Source organism: Bacillus fungorum (assembly GCF_002746455.1).
In the GTDB taxonomy this organism is placed as follows: Bacteria; Bacillota; Bacilli; order Bacillales; family Bacillaceae_G; genus Bacillus_A; species Bacillus_A fungorum.
Window position 1 is genome coordinate 29,009 of record NZ_NWUW01000022.1, and the last position, 18,779, is coordinate 47,787.

General features: G+C 43.1%; 3 protein-coding genes. All 3 read left to right on the forward strand.

Annotation, left to right across the window (positions count from 1 at the left end; genetic code table 11):
• Window positions 1-29 precede the first annotated feature (29 nt).
• Genes CO726_RS23410 through CO726_RS23420 form a run of 3 tightly spaced genes read left to right on the forward strand, consistent with a single transcriptional unit; the run spans window position 30 to window position 18,779 of the window.
• Complete coding sequence (locus CO726_RS23410) at window positions 30-12,878, forward strand: non-ribosomal peptide synthetase (RefSeq protein WP_099685852.1); 12,849 nt, start codon at window positions 30-32, stop codon at window positions 12,876-12,878.
• Window positions 12,875-17,533, forward strand: a complete 4,659-nt coding sequence (locus tag CO726_RS23415; RefSeq protein ID WP_099685853.1) for a type I polyketide synthase — start codon at window positions 12,875-12,877, stop codon at window positions 17,531-17,533. The genes CO726_RS23410 and CO726_RS23415 overlap by 4 nt, the downstream gene beginning before the upstream one ends.
• Entirely contained in the window at window positions 17,526-18,779 is a 1,254-nt protein-coding gene (locus CO726_RS23420; protein WP_169513066.1) for a MupA/Atu3671 family FMN-dependent luciferase-like monooxygenase, read from the forward strand. Before CO726_RS23415 ends, CO726_RS23420 begins: the two co-directional genes overlap by 8 nt.

Sequence of the window (18,779 nt, forward strand, 5' to 3'; positions counted from 1 at the left end):
ATGAGCGAATAAACAAAGGAGTTGTTGAAATGAGTCAATCTAATGATTCTGTTACCGTTGTTCACGTAAATAATACGGCAGATGAAGTTTTTGTTTTTCCGATGTCCTCAAGTCAAAAACGACTGTGGTTCATTGAGGAATTTAAGCCTAGCACCGTGTACAATCTCCCTGTTGCTTTAGATATCACAGGCCCGCTTCATGTGAGCGCCTTGGAGAAAAGTTTTCAAGAAATTACAGATCGTCATGAAAGCTTACGGACGACATTTGCGCAGGTAGAAGAAGAACTAGTGCAGATCATTCATCCTTCTTTGCAGATACAAATTCCTGTCATTGAAGCACAAGAGGAGGATGTAGTGCCACTGATTAAAGAAGAGGTGGCAAAGCCTTTTGATTTAAAGAAAGGACCTTTATTCCGTGCTGTTCTTATTCGGTTAAATCCTGAGAAACATGTACTATTTTGGAATATGCACCACATTATTTCAGATGGGTGGTCTATGGGGGTTTTTCATAAGGAGCTTTCTACCTTATATGCCGCGTTTTCAAAAAGGGAACATTCCCCGCTTCCTGAACTAGCCCTTCAGTATGTCGACTTTTCCGAGTGGCATAGCAAGTGGTTGCAGGAGGAAGAGGCGAATGAACAGTTAAACTATTGGAAGAAACAATTGGCTGGAGACCTTCCTGTATTACAATTGCCGACAGATCGTCCACGTCCTGTGAAGCAAACATTCCGTGGGAATTATCAAGTGATTGACCTTCCTCATGAGTTAATTCATAAATTAGAGCAATTGGGTGAGAAGGAAAGTGTAACGATGTTTACGCTCTTCTTTGCCGCTTACAGTACACTTTTATATCGTTATACTTCTCAAGAAACCCTTTTGATTGGAACGCCTATAGCTGGACGGAACCAGAAAGAAACTGAAGACCTCATCGGTTTTTTTGTCAATACACTCGTTTTACGTTTGGAACTTAAGGATGACCCGACTTTCCTAGATGTGTTGCAGGAATCTCGGAAAGTAGCCTATGAAGCTTTTGACAATCAAGATATTCCATTTGATAAAGTCGTGGAGGCAGTACAGCCACAACGTGATCCGGGCTACTCCCCGATTTTCCAAGTTATGTTTGCCTTCCAAAATTCACCCATGAAGCCATTAGAATTGGAAGGGGTGACGTTGGCTCCTCGTAGAGTAAACAATGAAACAGCTAAATTCGATTTAATTCTATTTATTGAGGAAAGTAAACAAGGTTTACAAGCTGTATTTGAATATAATACAGATTTATTTAATGATGAAACTATCGCTCGCATGACACTACATTATGTGACATTGCTTGAAAGTGCTGTTTCCAATCCTGATCAAAAAATTAGCCGAATGTCCATGTTGACAACATCTGAGCGAAAGCGGCTATTAACAGACTGGAACAATACCACAGCAGAATACCCACGAGAAAAATGTATCCAAGATTTATTTGAAGAACAAGTAGCAAATACACCGGATGCTGTAGCACTGAAAGAAGGCGGAAAATGTCTGACTTATGCGGAGCTAAACCATCGCGCTAACCAATTAGCTCACTATCTTCAAAAGCGTGGGGTTTCCTCACAATCCATGATTGGGCTAAGTGTAGAACGTTCTATTGAAATGATTATAGGAATGCTCGGAATCATTAAAGCGGGTGGTGTCTATGTCCCCCTTGATGCTTGCTATCCAGAGGAACGTTTGCGTTTTATGTTAGAAGATTCAAATGTTTCTCTTTTGATCACACAAAAGGATATGATGGGAAGACTTCCATTTGATGAAGATTTGACTCTTACACTAGACTCCGAGTGGGACAAGATTTCACAAGAAAGCACCGAAAATCCCGTACATGGCTTGACGGGAGAAGCCCCGGTTTATATCAACTATACCTCTGGTTCTACGGGAAGGCCGAAAGGGGTTGTAATCCCCCACCGTGGTGTTTTACGCTTGGTCAAAAATGTTAATTATGTGAACTTGTCCTCTGAAGAGACATTACTTCAATTTGCTCCAATCTCCTTTGATGCGGCTACTTTTGAAATTTGGGGTAGTTTGCTCAATGGAGCGCAATTGGTGATTTATCCTTATGAGAAAGCCTCACTTGAAGAATTGGGGCAGGTATTGCAGCGATACGAAATCAGTACATTATGGCTCACAGCAGGTGTATTCCATCAAATGGTGGAATACCATTTGGAAGATTTGCAAGGAGTTCGTCAGCTTTTAGCAGGGGGGGACGTAATATCTCCTGCTCATGTACGCAAAGTGTTGGATAAATTAGATGGATGTTGTCTCATTAATGGGTATGGTCCAACAGAAAGCACTACCTTTACCTGTTGTTATCCAATGGACAACGTGGAGCAAATCCTAAAGACAGTACCGATCGGCAGACCGATTTCTAATACACAAGTCTATGTATTGGACAAGTCGCTTCAGCTGGCTCCTGTAGGCGTACCAGGGGAGTTGTATATTGGCGGGGATGGTCTGGCATTAGAATATCTTAATCGTCCCGACTTAACAGAGGAGCGATTCATTCCAGACCCATTTAGTGACGATTCGTCATCTCGTTTATATAAGACCGGAGATTTGGTACGTTATTTAGCTGACGGTAACATTGAGTTTTTAGGACGGGCTGATAATCAGGTGAAAATCCGCGGCTTCCGAATTGAGTTAGGTGAAATTGAAGCTGTACTGGCACAGTATCCACATGTAGAAGACGTTGTCGTAATGGTGCATGAAACTACATCGGGGGATAAGCGTTTAGTGGCTTATGTGGTTTCTGCACAGGAACATGAGCTTGCAGTCAAAGGATTGCTTCATTACGTAAAAGATCATATTCCAGAGTATATGGTGCCCCACATTGTGGTCACTAAAGAAAGTTTGCCATTAACGCCGAATGGTAAGGTAGATTACAAAGCGTTATCAGCCTTAGAGTTAGAGAACAAAGATTTGACAGAAGCATACATTCCACCGCGCACTAATGTTGAAGAGGAGATTGCGTTAGTTTGGAGTCAGGTTCTCGACATTCGTCGTATCGGAATTCATGATAATTTCTTCGATTTAGGTGGTCATTCTTTAGTCGCAACGCTTGTCGTTTCACGCCTGCGTGAAGTTTTTGACATTTGCTTAGATGTGCGGAGTATTTTTACATATCCAACAGTAGCCACATTGGCTGTCTATATAGAAGGGCAAAAGGGAAGTGAAAAGACTTTCACAGAGGGGATTTCCCCTGTTGGGCAACGTGAAAATCTGCCGCTGTCATTTGCTCAACAGCGTTTGTGGTTTGTAGATCAATGGCAGTCTCACACGCGTCATCTTTACAATATCCCGCTGGTTTATGAAATGCAGGGGAGAGTCCATGTCAAGGCATTGAAGCAGAGTTTATCCGAGATGGTTCGCCGTCATGAAAGCTTGCGGACGACTTTTAAAGATATGGATGGAAAAATCGTCCAAGTAATTGACTCCTATACGGAATTCAAATCAACGATGATTGATTTATCTAACGAGCCAAAATCTGAACGTGAACAACGTGCCAAGGCGATACTGAAAAAAGAAGCACATTATGTCTTCGACCTTAGTCAAGGGCCGCTTTTCCGAGTGACACTTATAAAGCTCGAAGAAGAGAAATACCTTTTGATGCTCAATCTTCATCACATTGTGTCGGATGGATGGTCGAATAAAATCATCATGGAAGAATTGTCTGCTTTATATGAAAGCATAAGTCAAGGAAAGGATTCCCCATTAGAAAAATTGCCTTTCCAATACGCGGATTATGCTGTCTGGCAGCGCGAATGGCTGAAAGGAGATAGGCTAGAAGAACAGATGTCTTATTGGAAAAAACAACTGGGCGGTGAACTGCCTATACTTCAATTGCCAACAGATCGACCGCGACAAAAGGAGATGACCTTCCAAGGGAAATTAAAGCGATTTGAACTATCTCGTGCGCTTTATAGGAAGCTGAAGCAGCTCAGTCAGCAATCAGGGGCTTCTTTATTTATGACTTTACTCGCAGCCTTTAAAGTCCTACTTTATCGTTATACGGGGCAGCAAGATTTATTGGTTGGTTCACCAATCGCGGGAAGAAATCACGAGGGAATTGAAAAAATGATCGGTTTCTTTGTCAATACGATCGTCTTTAGAACAAATGTATCAAGCGAACAAACCTTCCTTGAGTTACTTGAAAATGTGCGGGAAATATCTTTAGATGCTTATACCTATCAGAATGTTCCATTTGAAAGGCTAGTAGAGGAACTCCAGCCTGATCGGGATGCGAGCACGTCCCCGTTGTTCCAAGTGATGTTTGCTATGCTCAACACTTCATCATCGTCTCTGACGTTACCAGGGCTTAGTGTAACATCCGTGGAACTAGAGCATGATATTGCCAAGTTTGATCTCACGCTAAACGTCATGGAAAGTGAAGACAGGCTAGAAGTGTCTATTGAATATAATAGTAACTTGTTTGATGAAGAGACGATCTCGCGCATGGGGCAGCATTACCAGGCAATCCTTGATGGAATCGTTGATTCTCCAGAATATACGATTGGTCAGATTCCAATTTTAACAGAGATGGAGCAACAGAAATTTCTAACAGATTGGAATGAATTCAATCATAAGGCGGATGCTCCTGATACACTCGCTGTGCATTTTGAAACCCGAGTTGCCCAAAGTCCAGACGCGGTGGCACTCATCTATGGAAACAGGCAGCTTACGTATCGAGAAGTAAATAAGCTCGCCAATCAACTAGCCTATCATCTGCGCGAGCGTGGAGTAGAGGCTAACCAGCTAGTCGGGATTATGGCAGAGCGTTCGTTAGAAATGGTGATTGGTATATTTGCAATCCTGAAAGCGGGAGGAGCATACTTACCAATTGACCCTCATCTTCCCGAGGAACGCATTCAGTACATGCTCAAAGATAGCGGAGTAAAGCTGCTTTTGACCCAAGAAATTTGGCAAAAGCATGTCGCATTTGCCGGTGAGGTTTTGAATCTTGAAGATGAAAAACTTTACCAAGGAGACGCGACTGATCTTAAGCCGTTGAGCAAATTAAATGATTTGGCATATGTGATTTATACCTCGGGTTCCACAGGGAAACCAAAAGGTGTAATGGTTACTCAACGCAATGTGTTGCATATTTTATACGCCTTGGAGCAGCTGTATCCATTTAACGAAAGTGATGTCTACCTCTTGAAAACGCCATTTACCTTTGATGTGTCTGTCAGTGAATTATTTGGTTGGATTCAGGGAGGCGGAAAGCTTGCGATCTTAGAACCACAAGCTGAAAAAGACCCTGTACGTTTATTTGAGGCTATTAAAGATTACCAAGTCACCCATGTTAATTTTGTACCATCTATGTTGCACTCTTTTCTAGAGTCATTAAAAGATAAGCTTCCAAGGAAATTGCCTGCCTTGCGCTATGTATTCTCGGCGGGAGAGGCACTGAAAAAAGAGACGGTGAAAACATTCTTTGAGCTATTTGAAGGCGTGCGACTAGAAAATCTTTATGGACCGACAGAAATTACAATTTATGCTTCTCACTTCTCAGTCGAGGAGATGCAGAGGGAATCAAGTATCCCAATCGGAAAACCACTGCCGAATACCAAGGCTTATGTCGTTGATGAAAATTTACAACTGCAGCCATTGGGTGTACCAGGAGAATTGTGCATTTCAGGCCTGGGTGTAACAAAGGGGTATCTGAACCGTGAAGGTCTAACGGAAGAAAAATTTGTCCCTGTGCCTTGGGCTGTAGACGAGCGGATGTATCGTACGGGAGATTTGGTACGCTGGTTGCCAAATGGCGACTTGGAATATTTAGGGCGGATGGATGATCAGGTAAAATTGCGAGGGTTCCGTATTGAACTAGGCGAGATTCAAGCGACATTAGAATCTCACGCTGCTGTGCGAGAATCTGTCGTTGTTGTTCGAGAAGACCAGCTACAGGATCAGCGGTTAGTAGCCTACATCGTCGTGCAGCCAAATCAAGCGTTGGCTACGAGCGAACTGCGCCATTTCCTGAAAAGAAAATTACCTGAATATATGGTTCCAAGTGTATTTGTAACACTAGACGAAATGCCATTATCCCCAAGCGGTAAAGTGGATCGTAAAGCATTGCCGATGCCGAAAGTAGAGGGCGTGGTTTCTGGTAAATATACGGCACCGCGTAACCCAATTGAAGAAATCATTGCAGGGATTTGGAATCAGGTGCTCGGTGTCAATCAGGTGAGTATTCAAGATAACTTTTTTGAGATCGGAGGCCACTCTCTATTAGCGACACAGGTTCTTTCGCGCTTACGTATCGCCATAGGTATCGAAGTCCCTGTCCATGCGATCTTTAATTACCCAACTATCGCAGAATTAGCTTCACATATTGATACGACGAAGCAAGAGGAAAACGAGATTGCTATAGAAGCCGTACCACGAGGTCAACATTTACCACTCTCTTCCTCACAAAAGAGATTGTGGTTTTTAAATCAAATGGAAATGGAAAACAAGCATGTATACAATATTCCACTTGCTTTGCGACTTCAGGGAGAATTAGATCTTGCTGTATTCGAGGAAAGTTTAAATGAAATCGTTCGTCGCCATGAAATTCTGCGAACGACTTTCGTGGAAAATGGAGAGCAAATCGAGCAAGTAATCTCTCCATTCAAAGCCATGTCTGTTCCGTTTATTGACCTTAGTAGGGAGCCAGTAGAAGAACGAGAAACAAAAGCAAATAGTCTGATTCAGCAAGAGGTGCTATACGAATTTGATCTAAGTCAAGGACCGCTCTTCCGTGCAAGTATCATTCGACTCCAGCCTGAAAAGTATATCTTGCTGCTTAATTTGCACCATATTATTTGGGATGGATGGTCACATGATGTTTTCATGCGTGAATTATCTATTCTTTATCGGGCGCGTTTAGCAAAGGAAGTGGAAAAGCTTCCGGAATTGCCGATTCAATATGCTGATTTTGCTGCGTGGCAACAAGGGTGGATCGAAAGTGAAGAGGTTACGAAGCAAATCAATTATTGGAAAGAACAATTACAAGGACAGCCTCCGCTGCTGCCATTGCCGACGAATCACCAGCGTCCATCGGTACAGACTTATCGGGGAGACATCTATCGGATTGAAATCCCAGAGCGGGTAACCGCTTTGCTGAAAAATGTAAGCAAAGAAGAAGGCACTACCTTGTATATGACCTTGTTAGCGGCGTTTAAAGTCCTTCTTTATCGTTATACAGACCAAGAGGACCTTTCCGTAGGTTCTCCTGTCGCTAATCGCAATCAACGTACCATTGAAAATCTCATTGGCTATTTTGTCAATACGTTGGTCTTGCGTACGCAAGTAGCAGGAACCATGACCTATCGTGAGTTGTTAAAGCATGTACGCGAGGTAGCTCTCGAAGCATACGCTCATCAAGATGTTCCATTTGAAAAATTGGTAGAGGAATTAAACGTGGAACGAAATTTAAGTTACTCTCCGCTATTCCAAGTAATGTTTATGCTTCAGAATACCTCTGCTGTGGAAGTAGAATTGCCGGGATTAGAGATAGAAGACATAGAGATTGATAGACCGTCGGCTAAATATGATTTAACCCTTTTTATTGCAGAGAAAGATGATCGACTGACTGGTGTTTTTGAGTACAATACAGATTTATTTGATGAACACATCATTGCTCAAATGGCGGACTCATTCTATACCTTATTGGAAGGCATCGTCGCTCATGTGGAGGAGAGAATTGACCATCTTCCTGTTGTGTCAGCCAAAGAAAAGAAAAAATTAATTATAGATTGGAATGATACAAAAAAAGATTATCCACTAGAAAAGAGGATGCACCAGTTCTTTGAAGAGCAAGTGAAAAAAAATCCTAAAGCCCTAGCGGTCGTTTTCGATGAGGAGGCGCTGACCTACGAACAATTAAACTGTCGTGCGAATCAACTAGCACGTCACTTGCAAACACAAGGTGTAAAAGCAGGTACGCTTGTAGGCATCTACATGGAGCGCTCTCTAGAAATGCTTGTTTCCCTGCTTGCTGTATTCAAATCGGAAGGAGTCTATGTACCGCTTGACCCGTCTTATCCGCAAGAGAGAGTCTCCTTTATGCTTGAGGATTCTAAGACGCGTGTGATATTAACCCACCAGGATTTAGCAACACAGATTCCAGAACACGGAGCGCAAGTGGTGTATGTCGATCAGGACTGGGAAACAATTTCTCTGGAGCCTAACCACAACCTAGAGTGTTATGGACCGAATGATTCGTTAGCTTATACCATTTATACCTCCGGTTCGACAGGAAAACCTAAGGGCGTTCAGATTCGCAATGATGCGCTGACCAATTACTTATTAGCCGCGAACGAACACCTTGAGTTACAAGAGCAGGATCGCTTTTTAGCTGTGACGACCATTTCCTTTGATATCGCTGGAATGGAATTGTATTTGCCGCTCATGATGGGGGCTTGTGTCATAATTGCGAAACGTGAAGAAGCCACAAATGGAGAGTGTTTAGCTGAACTATTAACGACAAGTGAAGCGACAGTGATGCAAGCAACACCAGCTACATGGCAGATGTTGCTCCAAGCGGGATGGGAAGGACATCGCCAGCTTAAGGTGCTTACAGGGGGAGAAGCACTTCCACTAAATCTAGCCAATCAACTCCTTGAACGCAGTGCCGGCGTTTGGAACTTTTATGGACCGACGGAAGCGACCATTTATTCTACGATTTCTAAAGTAGAACCAGGGGAAAATTGGGTATCTATTGGTCGCCCGATTGCCAATACGAGCATTTATGTTCTTGATCGTCAGCTGAATCCTATACCAACAGGGGTTTCAGGTGAACTCTATATCGGCGGAGAAGGGCTGGCGGCTGGCTATCTTAACCGTCCCGCATTAACGCGAGAACGATTTGTAGACGATCCGTTTAGTGATAAAGTTAATGCTAAGATGTATCGAACGGGTGATTTAGTGCGTTATCGAGCGAATGGTGAATTGGAGTTCATCTCTCGTATTGACCACCAAGTAAAAATCAGAGGGTTCCGTATTGAGTTGGGTGAAATCGAAAATGTGTTGATCGAGCATGAGAGTATAAAAGAAGCCGTGGCGATTGAACGTGAGGATGTGGTCAACGATAAACGTTTGGTGGCTTATGTCATCGCTGACAATGATAAGCAGCCTAATCTTTCATCCTTACGTAGTCTGTTAAAGAGAAATTTACCAGATTATATGGTTCCATCAGCGATTGTTGTTATGGACAAATTTCCTTTAACGCCAAATGGAAAAATCGATCGACGCAAACTTCCGATTCCTAAGGGTACAGAATTAACAGGGAATCATGAGTTTGAAGCACCGCGTACTGAAATGGAGAAACAGTTGGCAGATATATGGTGTAATATCCTGCGCGTAAATCAGTTGAGCATCCATGACAGCTTCTTTGAGAGTGGTGGTCATTCCCTATTGGCGACTCAATTAATTTCCCGCTTGCGTAAGGAGCTCAATGTAGAATTGCCTTTGCGCAGTTTGTTTGAAAATCCAACGATTGCTGGTTTAGCAATGGAAGTGGAAGGACTGAGTCAAGCAGAGAAACCACTGCAACTTCCGCCGATTGAACCGAGGTCTGCTGAGGATTCACCTCTTCTTTCTTTTGCTCAGCAGCGGCTGTGGTTCCTAAATGAATTGGATTCAAACAGTGCGTTTTATAACATTCCAATTGGGTTCCGTGTAACAGGAAACCTAAATGTTTCTGCTCTAGAGAAGGCGCTTCATGACATCATACGTCGTCATGAAGTATTGCGTACCGCCTTTGCTAAGGTAGATGGAGAAGCGTTACAACAAATTCATCTAGATATGAATATAAATATGACCTTGGTAGAGATTGAACATCTTTCTGATAAGGAACAAGAGGCACAGATTACCTTCTTTATCGAACAAGAATCTAAAAAGCCGTTTGATTTGCATACAGGTCCATTGTTGCGATTAGCTTTGATCCGATTGAAATCAAACGAACATATCCTACTGCTTACCGTTCATCATATTGTCTTTGATGTATGGTCGATGGATGTTTTTATGAAGGAGTTAGCAGCCTATTATGAAGCGTGGACGCAAGGTGGAAAGCTTGAGCTGCCAGAATTGCCGGTTCAATATGCTGATTTTGCTAATTGGCAACGACAGTGGCTACAAAAAGAAGTTATAGATAAACAGATCGACTATTGGAAACAAAAACTAGAGGGTGCGCCACCCGCTTTAGAACTTCCAACGGATCGACCACGACCGCCTGTGCAGACTTTTAACGGATCACATGAGACTCGGAATCTTTCTCGATCTTTGCTGAAAGCTTTGCAAAAAGTGAGTTACCAAGAAGATGCTACGTTATTTATGACGATGCTGGCAGCCTTTCAAGTGGTGCTTTATCGTTATACCAATCAGCAGGATATATTGATCGGTTCACCGATTGCCAACCGTCAATTGTCTGAGGTAGAAGAGCTGATTGGGTTGTTTACCAATACATTGGTGTTGCGCACTCAAATAACGGAGAATATGAGTTTCCGAGAGTTATTAAAACAGGTACGTATCACAGCTTTAGAAGCTTATGAACATCAAAATCTTCCTTTTGAAAAATTAGTAGAAGAGCTGCAGCCAAACCGTGACCTGAGCCGTTCGCCATTATTTCAAATCATGTTGGCTTATCAAGACTTTACGTCGCAAGAGTTTATGATGGATGAAGTGGTCTTTGAAGGAATTGATATTGATAATAAGACTTCCAAATTTGATTTGACGCTATTCGTTCAAGAGACAGAGTATGGACTAGCGACAACGATTGAGTACAATACGGACTTATTTGACCGAGCTACCATTCAACGCATGCTCGGACACTTAGAAAGATTGCTAGAGCAGGTGATTCAAAATCCTCACCAATCCATTACGGAGATACCGATGCTAAGTGAGCGAGAACAGCAGCTGCTCAATGATTGGAATGATAGGACATCTAATAAAAAGGTAGAACAAAGTGTTCACCGCATGTTTGAAGAGCAAGTGTTAAAAACACCATACGCGTCAGCACTACAGTTTGGAGAGCAGAGTCTTAGCTATTGCGAACTAAATAATCGTGCTAATCAGTTGGCACATTACCTTCGTAAAGCGGGAGTAGGTAAGGATTCACCTGTGGGAATTTGTTTGGATCGTTCCATTGAAACGATCATATCTGTCCTAGCGATTCTCAAGGCAGGAGGAGCGGTTATATCGTTGGACCCGAATTTCCCAGAAGAACGCTTAGCCTTTATCATAGGTGCTACTCAAGTCAACCTGGTATTGAGCCAAGAGTCATTGTCCAAACAGATTCCAGCTTTATCTTCAGCCCAAGTCATATGCCTAGACCAAGAATGGCAGCGGATCGATGAAGAAAAGAGCGACAATTTATCAAGAGATGATACGCTAGATAGCTTAGCCTACTTGATTTACACTTCTGGCTCAACTGGGGAGCCAAAAGGTGTGGCTATGCCGCATCGTTCGCTTGCTAATTTAATTGCTTGGCAGCACAAAAATATTACATTAACAAGGCCTATGAAGACGTTGCAATTTACATCCCTTAGCTTCGATGTTTCCTATCAGGAAATTTTCTCCACTCTATGTGCTGGTGAAGAACTTGTGCTCATTACAGAAGAGACAAGAAGAGATCCTGTGTTGCTATTGAACTATCTTGATGAAAAGAAGATTGAGAGACTTTATCTTCCGTTCATTGCCTTGCAACAACTTGCTGAAGCTGTAGTCAGTGGACAAGTACAAGCGCCAACACACTTAGGAGAAGTAATTACAGCAGGTGAGCAGTTGAAAGTCACACCAAGTGTGAGGTATTTGTTTAAAAAACTAAACAACTGTACGCTGCATAATCATTATGGACCATCTGAAACCCATGTTATCACGACGATGGCTCTGACTGGGAATCCAGATGACTGGCCGCTATTGCCGTCTATTGGTTATCCAATAGATCATACACAGGTGTACATTCTTGACCGTCATTTGAATCCTGTTCCCATTGGGGTTCCAGGCGTTATGTACCTTGCAGGGGACTGCTTGGCAAATGGATATCTCAACCGCCCGGACTTAACGGAGGAGAAATTCATTGGAAATCCATTCCGTGATGAGCCAAATGCTCGCATGTATTACAGTGGAGATTTAGCGCGCTATCGCCCAGATGGCAGTATAGAATTTTTAGGCCGTGTTGATGACCAAGTGAAAATTCGCGGTTATCGAGTGGAGCTTGGAGAGATTGAATCACTGCTTGCCCAACACCCGGAGGTACAAGAATGTGCTGTGGTTGTTCGTGAGGAAGTACCAGGGGAACAGCGTCTCGCAGCTTATGTGATCATGACGAACACTGATATCACTTCTGATTTCCGACAATATCTCAAAAAGTTTCTGCCTGAATATATGGTACCTTCTACTTTCACCTTATTAAAGAAAATGCCATTGACAGGAACAGGAAAAGTAGATCGGAAATCATTGCCGGCGCCAAAAAAAGATCATCTTCTGTCTACAACCTCTTATACAGCACCGCAAACGGAGCTAGAACAAACAATTTCTGATGTGTGGAAAGAAGTACTGGGCGTGGATAAGGTTGGATTGAAAGATAACTTCTTCGACTTAGGCGGCCATTCTCTACTCGTTGTAAGAGTGTGCAGTAGGTTGAGTGAGACACTGGATCAAGCAGTTCCAACCATGCACATGTTTCAATATCCAACGGTAGCCACCCTAGCTAATGCGTTGCATCAAGGAGAGCGGGAACACCAGGGAATGGAAGAGAAGGTAGATCGAGCAAAGAGTCGTAAGGAAGTTCAAAAAAAACAGAGACAGCGCAGACAACAGCGTGCTCAAGCTAAAAAGGAAAAGAGGGAAACGAGATGAGTAATTTTGATCAATCCTATGAATCAGCGATTGCTATTGTAGGTAGTACGGGGCGTTTTCCAGGTGCAAAAGATATTTCCGCATTTTGGAATAATGTGCGTAATGGTATAGAGTCGGTTACATTTCATACAGATGAAGAATTAAAGACAGCTGGTGTAGCCGAGGAAAACATTCAAGACCCTAACTATGTAAAAGCAAACGCCATGTTAGACAACATTGAGTTTTTTGATGCCGCGTTCTTTGGATATACGCCACGCGAAGCATCGATGATGGATCCGCAACAACGTTTCTTTTTGGAAGGCGCTTGGGAGGCGCTGGAAAATGCGGGATACGATCCTGAAAGGTATGACGGATTAATCGGTGTATATGGCGGTGCAGCCTTAAACACCTATATGATTCTCAACTTGCTTTCCAACCCAGACCTCATTAAAAACGTAGGCGAGTTCCAAACCATGATTGGAAATGATAAGGACTTTTTACCAACGCGGGTGTCTTATAAATTAAATCTTAAAGGGCCAAGTGTGAACATCCAAACAGCGTGTTCTACCTCCTTGACCGCTGTGCATATGGCTTGTCAAAGCTTATTAAATGGTGAATGTGATATGGCATTGGCGGGGGGCGTTTCCATCAAGGTGAGTCAAGGTGAAGGTTATCCGTATCAAGAGGGGGGGATTTCCTCTCCTGATGGTCATTGCCGTGCCTTTGATGAAAACTCCCAAGGCACTGTTTTTGGAAGTGGAATGGGCATTGTTGTGCTAAAGCGGTTAGAAGATGCGATAGAAGATGGTGATTCTATCCAAGCAATCATCAGAGGTTCAGCGATCAACAATGATGGCGATATGAAAATTGGTTATACCGCTCCGAGTGTAGATGGACAGGCAGAAGTTATCACGGAAGCCTTGGCTGTGGCAGGTGTCTCTCCTGACACGATTGGCTATATTGAAACACATGGTACAGGTACTCCACTTGGTGATCCGATTGAAATTATGGGATTAACCCGTGCATTCCAAGCCGATACAGACGAAAAACAATTCTGTCCAATCGGCTCTGTCAAAACCAATATTGGACATTTAGATGCCGCAGCTGGTGTGACAGGGTTAATTAAAACGGTTGAATCTCTCAAGCATAAAGAAATAGCACCTAGTCTGCATTTTGAAAAACCAAATGCCAAGATTGAATTTGAAAATAGTCCTTTCTATGTAAATACAACATTGAAAGAGTGGGCAACAGGCGAGGAACCTCGTCGGGCCGGGGTAAGTTCTTTTGGAGTTGGTGGCACCAATGTCCACGTGATCTTAGAGGAAGCCCCTGTTGTGTCGTCATCAGACGACTCGAAAGCATGGAAATTATTCGTTTTATCTGCGAAAACGGAAGCAGCACTGGAAGAAGCGACTGAGAGATTGCGTGATTATCTCAGCAAGCAAACGGATATAAATTTGGCAGATGCTGCCTATACTTTACAAATTGGACGCCGTGCTTTTGAAAAGCGTCGTATGATTGTGTGCCGCAATCGCGAAGAAGCCATTCAAGCGTTGGAGGATCCAAAACGAATTTCTACACATGAGGTTGCACAGGATGAACAACAGCCTGTTGTATTCATGTTCCCAGGTCAAGGAGCCCAATATGTAGACATGGGACGCGAGCTATATCAGAGTGAGGTGCTCTTCCGTAAAGAGGTGGATCGTTGTGCGGAAATTTTAACGGAGCATATAGGCTTTGATATTCGCACCTTACTATATCCTGAGGAATGCGAGGCAACGGAGGCTGCTAGTAAGCTAAAACAGACACAGTATACACAGCCTGCTTTATTTGTCATTGAGTATTCGCTTGCCAAACTCTGGATGGCATGGGGCATTAAACCCGATGCCATGATTGGACATAGTGTCGGGGAGTATGTGGCGGCTTGTTTATCTGGAGTCTTTTGTCTAAAAGATGCGTTAGCATTGATTTCGATGCGAGGTAAGATGATCCAGCAATTGCCGCAAGGCTCTATGTTAGCGGTACCGCTGCCAGAGCAAGATATACAGCCATTACTGGGAAAAGATTTATCAATCGCTGCCATTAATGGACCAGCATTGTGTGTTGTATCTGGGGAGACTGAAGTAATTAAGAGTTTTCAAGCGAAATTGGAGGCGCAAGATATTGAGGCCGTGATCTTGCATACCAGTCATGCGTTCCATTCTAAAATGATGGACCCGATCTTGACTTCTTTTGAAGAACTTGTAAACAATATAAAGAAACAAGAACCGACTATTCCATACGTATCCAATCTTACAGGAACCTGGATTCAAGAAGGACAAGCGACAAGTCCAGAATATTGGGCACAGCACCTAAGACAAGCTGTGCGCTTTGCTGAAGGGATAGAAACATTACGAGAAGACAGCCCTGTTTTTCTAGAAGTAGGACCTGGACGTACATTAAGTATGTTGACGAAGCAGCAAAAAGTGGAGCCGCATCATGTCATCACATCTATGCGTCATGTAAACGATAAAAAGGCGGAAGATTTGGAATTTTTGATGAGTTCAATTGGGAAACTTTGGTTGAATGGTGTAGAAGTAGATTGGGAGTCTTTATACCAGGACGAAAAGCGTTATCGCATTGCTATGCCAAGCTATCCATTTCAGCGTCAACGCCACTGGGTGGAGCCAAATCAGGTGATAGTTGCTAAACGAGACACGCAAAAGTTAATGGATAAAAAATCCAATCGCTCTGAATGGTTCTACAGGCCTACATGGAAACAATCACCGCTTCCTGTTCCAATCAGAGAAACGGGAGATGAGACCGTGATTGTATTTACTGATAAATGGGGTCTTCATGTCCAAGTGGCAGAACAATTGCAGTCCAAATTTAAAGAGGTGATTACAGTAAAAGCTGGAGAGGCCTTTGACCAGCAAGGGTCTGCTTATACAATTAATCCTGCGGAGCGCAACGATTACCAGATGCTGATTCAATCACTAGACCAACTTCCGAGCACGGTTTTGCACATGTGGGCAGTTAAGGTGACATCAGAGCAGAAGCGGCGCTTGTCTGACTTTGAACAGACACAAGATCTTACTTTTAATAGCCTTCTCTATTTGGCGCAAGCATTTGGCATTCAAAACACAGAGGACCAAATTCGTTTGATGGTCGTAACCAATAATGTACAAAGTATTTTAGGCGATGAAGTGTTGTATCCAGAGGCTTCTATTATCGCAGGTCCTGTGCGTGTCATCCCACAGGAATATCCAAATATTGACTGCAGCCATGTCGACATATCTATCTCGGCAGAAGACGTCAACTGTCAGCAGCGTTTGGCAGGACAAATTGTTTCGGAAGCCACATCGTCTGCGAAGGATACTGTGGTGGCCTATCGTGGGAATTATCGCTGGCAACAAACGTTTGATGCCGTACCGTTACAGAAAACAGAACTTGAAGAGAACCAGTGGCGTCAAGGTGGCGTTTACCTTTTGACAGGTGGTCTTGGTGGCATCGGGCTTGCGATTGCGGAAAAGCTAGCAAGCGATTTTCAGGCCAAGCTGGTATTAATCGGACGCTCTGGTCTGCCAGATAAGCAAGAATGGAAGCAATATCTTACTAATCATGGTGGGGAAGATCGTATCAGTCAGCGCATAAAAAAGATACAGAAGCTTGAGGAATTAGGAGCAAAAGTGTTGACTTTCCAAGCCGATGTATCTGATGTAACAGAGCTACAATCCGTGGTAAGTGCGGCAGAACAGCATTTCGGAAACATCAATGGTGTCATCCATCTGGCAGGGGTTCCAGGTGCAGGACTTATCCAATTGAAAACCCCAGAAATGGCGGCGAATGTATTAGCGCCAAAAGTAAAAGGGGCCTTAGCTTTGGATGAGGTATTAAAAGGAAAAGAGCTAGACTTTATAATTTTGTTCTCTTCTTTATCAGCCATTTATGGCGGATTAGGTCAAGTTGATTATGCAGCAGCGAACAGCTTTTTAGATACTTTTGCCCATTATCACCATGCGCAGCAAAATAGACTTACCATCTCTATCAACTGGGGACAATGGCAGTTTGATGATTGGCAAGGAGCAGCATTGCCTACGGCAACTGTATTCCAAGAAGAACTGAGACAAAATCGTGAAACTTTTGGAATGACTTTTGAAGAAGGAATTGATGCGCTTTTCCGTACTTTATATGCCCAACAACCACAAATGGCTATTACGACGCAGGATCTACATGCACTGATTGAACAACATGAAGAATGGAAGACAACAAGCGCCTTTGAACAATTGGAAGCCATCGGCGGAGTTTCTAATAAGTTAGATACTGTTCGCATCTCTAATAATCTCTCAATGTCTACAAATGAAGAGATTACAAAAATTTGGAAAGAGCTGTTTGGAATGGAGCAGATCAGTATCCATGATGACTTCTTTGATTTGGGTGGGCACTCTTTATTAGCTGTACAGCTTCTCGCGCGTCTGCGCGAGGTGTTCCAGGTGGAGTTATCTCTTAATCAACTATTTGAAGCACCAAGCATTGCAGGCATAGCTGAATGGATTTCTAAAATAGAACTAGAAAGCTTAGAAGATGATGAATTGGAAAGCTTGCTAGTAGAGATCGAATCCTTGACAGATGATGATATCGAGGATGAGATCGCAGCGGCGATTCATCTCGATGAGGAGGATGATGGCCATGAGTGATTGGTCCAAACGTCTTTCAATTCTTTCACCCAAGCAGCGTGAATTATTAGAGTTAAAGTTGAAGAAGAAGGGGTTGTCTCGTGTTTCCTTAAAAACATTAGGAAACACGCTGAAAACAAACAATGCAGACAAAGTGACAGGTTTGGAGGAAGAGGGCAGTGCTAAGGTAAATATGGATTTCGGTCTCTTCTTCTTTTCTAGTAACGGACAGGCGGAAGCGGACGATGTGTACCAACTATTGTTAGAAACCACCAAATATGCAGACCAGGCTGGATTTTCATTCGTTTCGGTTCCTGAGCGGCATTTTCGAGACTTTGGAGGGCTCTATCCCAACCCTTCTGTTATCGCTTCAGCGCTTGCGGTAATTAGTGAAAATGTTCAAATTAGATCAGGCAGTATCGTTTTGCCGTTGCACCACCCAATTCGCATTGCGGAAGAGTGGTCGATTGTAGACAATTTATCGAAGGGACGGGTAGGGCTTTCCTTTGGAACAGGATGGAATCCGAGAGACTTTGTCTTCCGTCCCGAAAACTATGACAATCGTAGAGAGATTACATTCCAAGGGATTGCAAAGCTGAAACAGCTATGGGCTGGTGAAGAAGTGGTCTTCGATGGTGTAGAAGATAAAGAGGTAACTGTAAGTCTAACGCCAAAGCCTGTTAGCAAACAATTGCCTGTTTGGATTACTAGTTCGGGCAATCCTGAGACGTGGATAAAAGCAGGAGCAATGGGGGCGAATGTCCTCGCTGCTCTGATTACACAAAGTTTTGATGACTTAGCTTACAAAATTCAACTATATCGCGACTCCTTAGAACGCCATGGATATGATCCACAACAAGGGAAGGTAACGGTGATGTTGCACACCTTTGTCGGGGATGATGATGAAATGGTGAAAGAGAAAGTAAGACTCCCAATGTATGAGTATCTCGGTAAGTTTCTTGATCAGCAGGACAATTCAAATAAGAAATCCGAAGATAAGCGCAACAGTGAAATGAAAAATATCATCGACACGTCCAAAGACGATCTGCTCGCTTTTTCGTTTGAACGTTATTATAAGGGAAGCTCCTTATTAGGGACACCAGAAAAGTGTGAAAAGGTGATTCAAAGGCTAGGAGTGTTGGGGGTAAATGAGATTGGGTGTTTAATTGACTTCGGACTCGACTTGGATTCGGTAATGGAAAGCATGCAAAAGTTGACAGATTTAAAAGCAAAATATTCTGCGGAAGAAATAGCTGTAGGTGAATAG

Excerpts from the sequence above, each read along its gene's own strand:
- CO726_RS23410 (WP_099685852.1), top strand. The coding sequence starts at position 30 with ATGAGTCAATCTAATGATTCTGTTACCGTTGTTCACGTAAATAATACG.
- CO726_RS23415 (WP_099685853.1), top strand. The coding sequence starts at position 12,875 with ATGAGTAATTTTGATCAATCCTATGAATCAGCGATTGCTATTGTAGGT.
- CO726_RS23420 (WP_169513066.1), top strand. The coding sequence starts at position 17,526 with ATGAGTGATTGGTCCAAACGTCTTTCAATTCTTTCACCCAAGCAGCGT.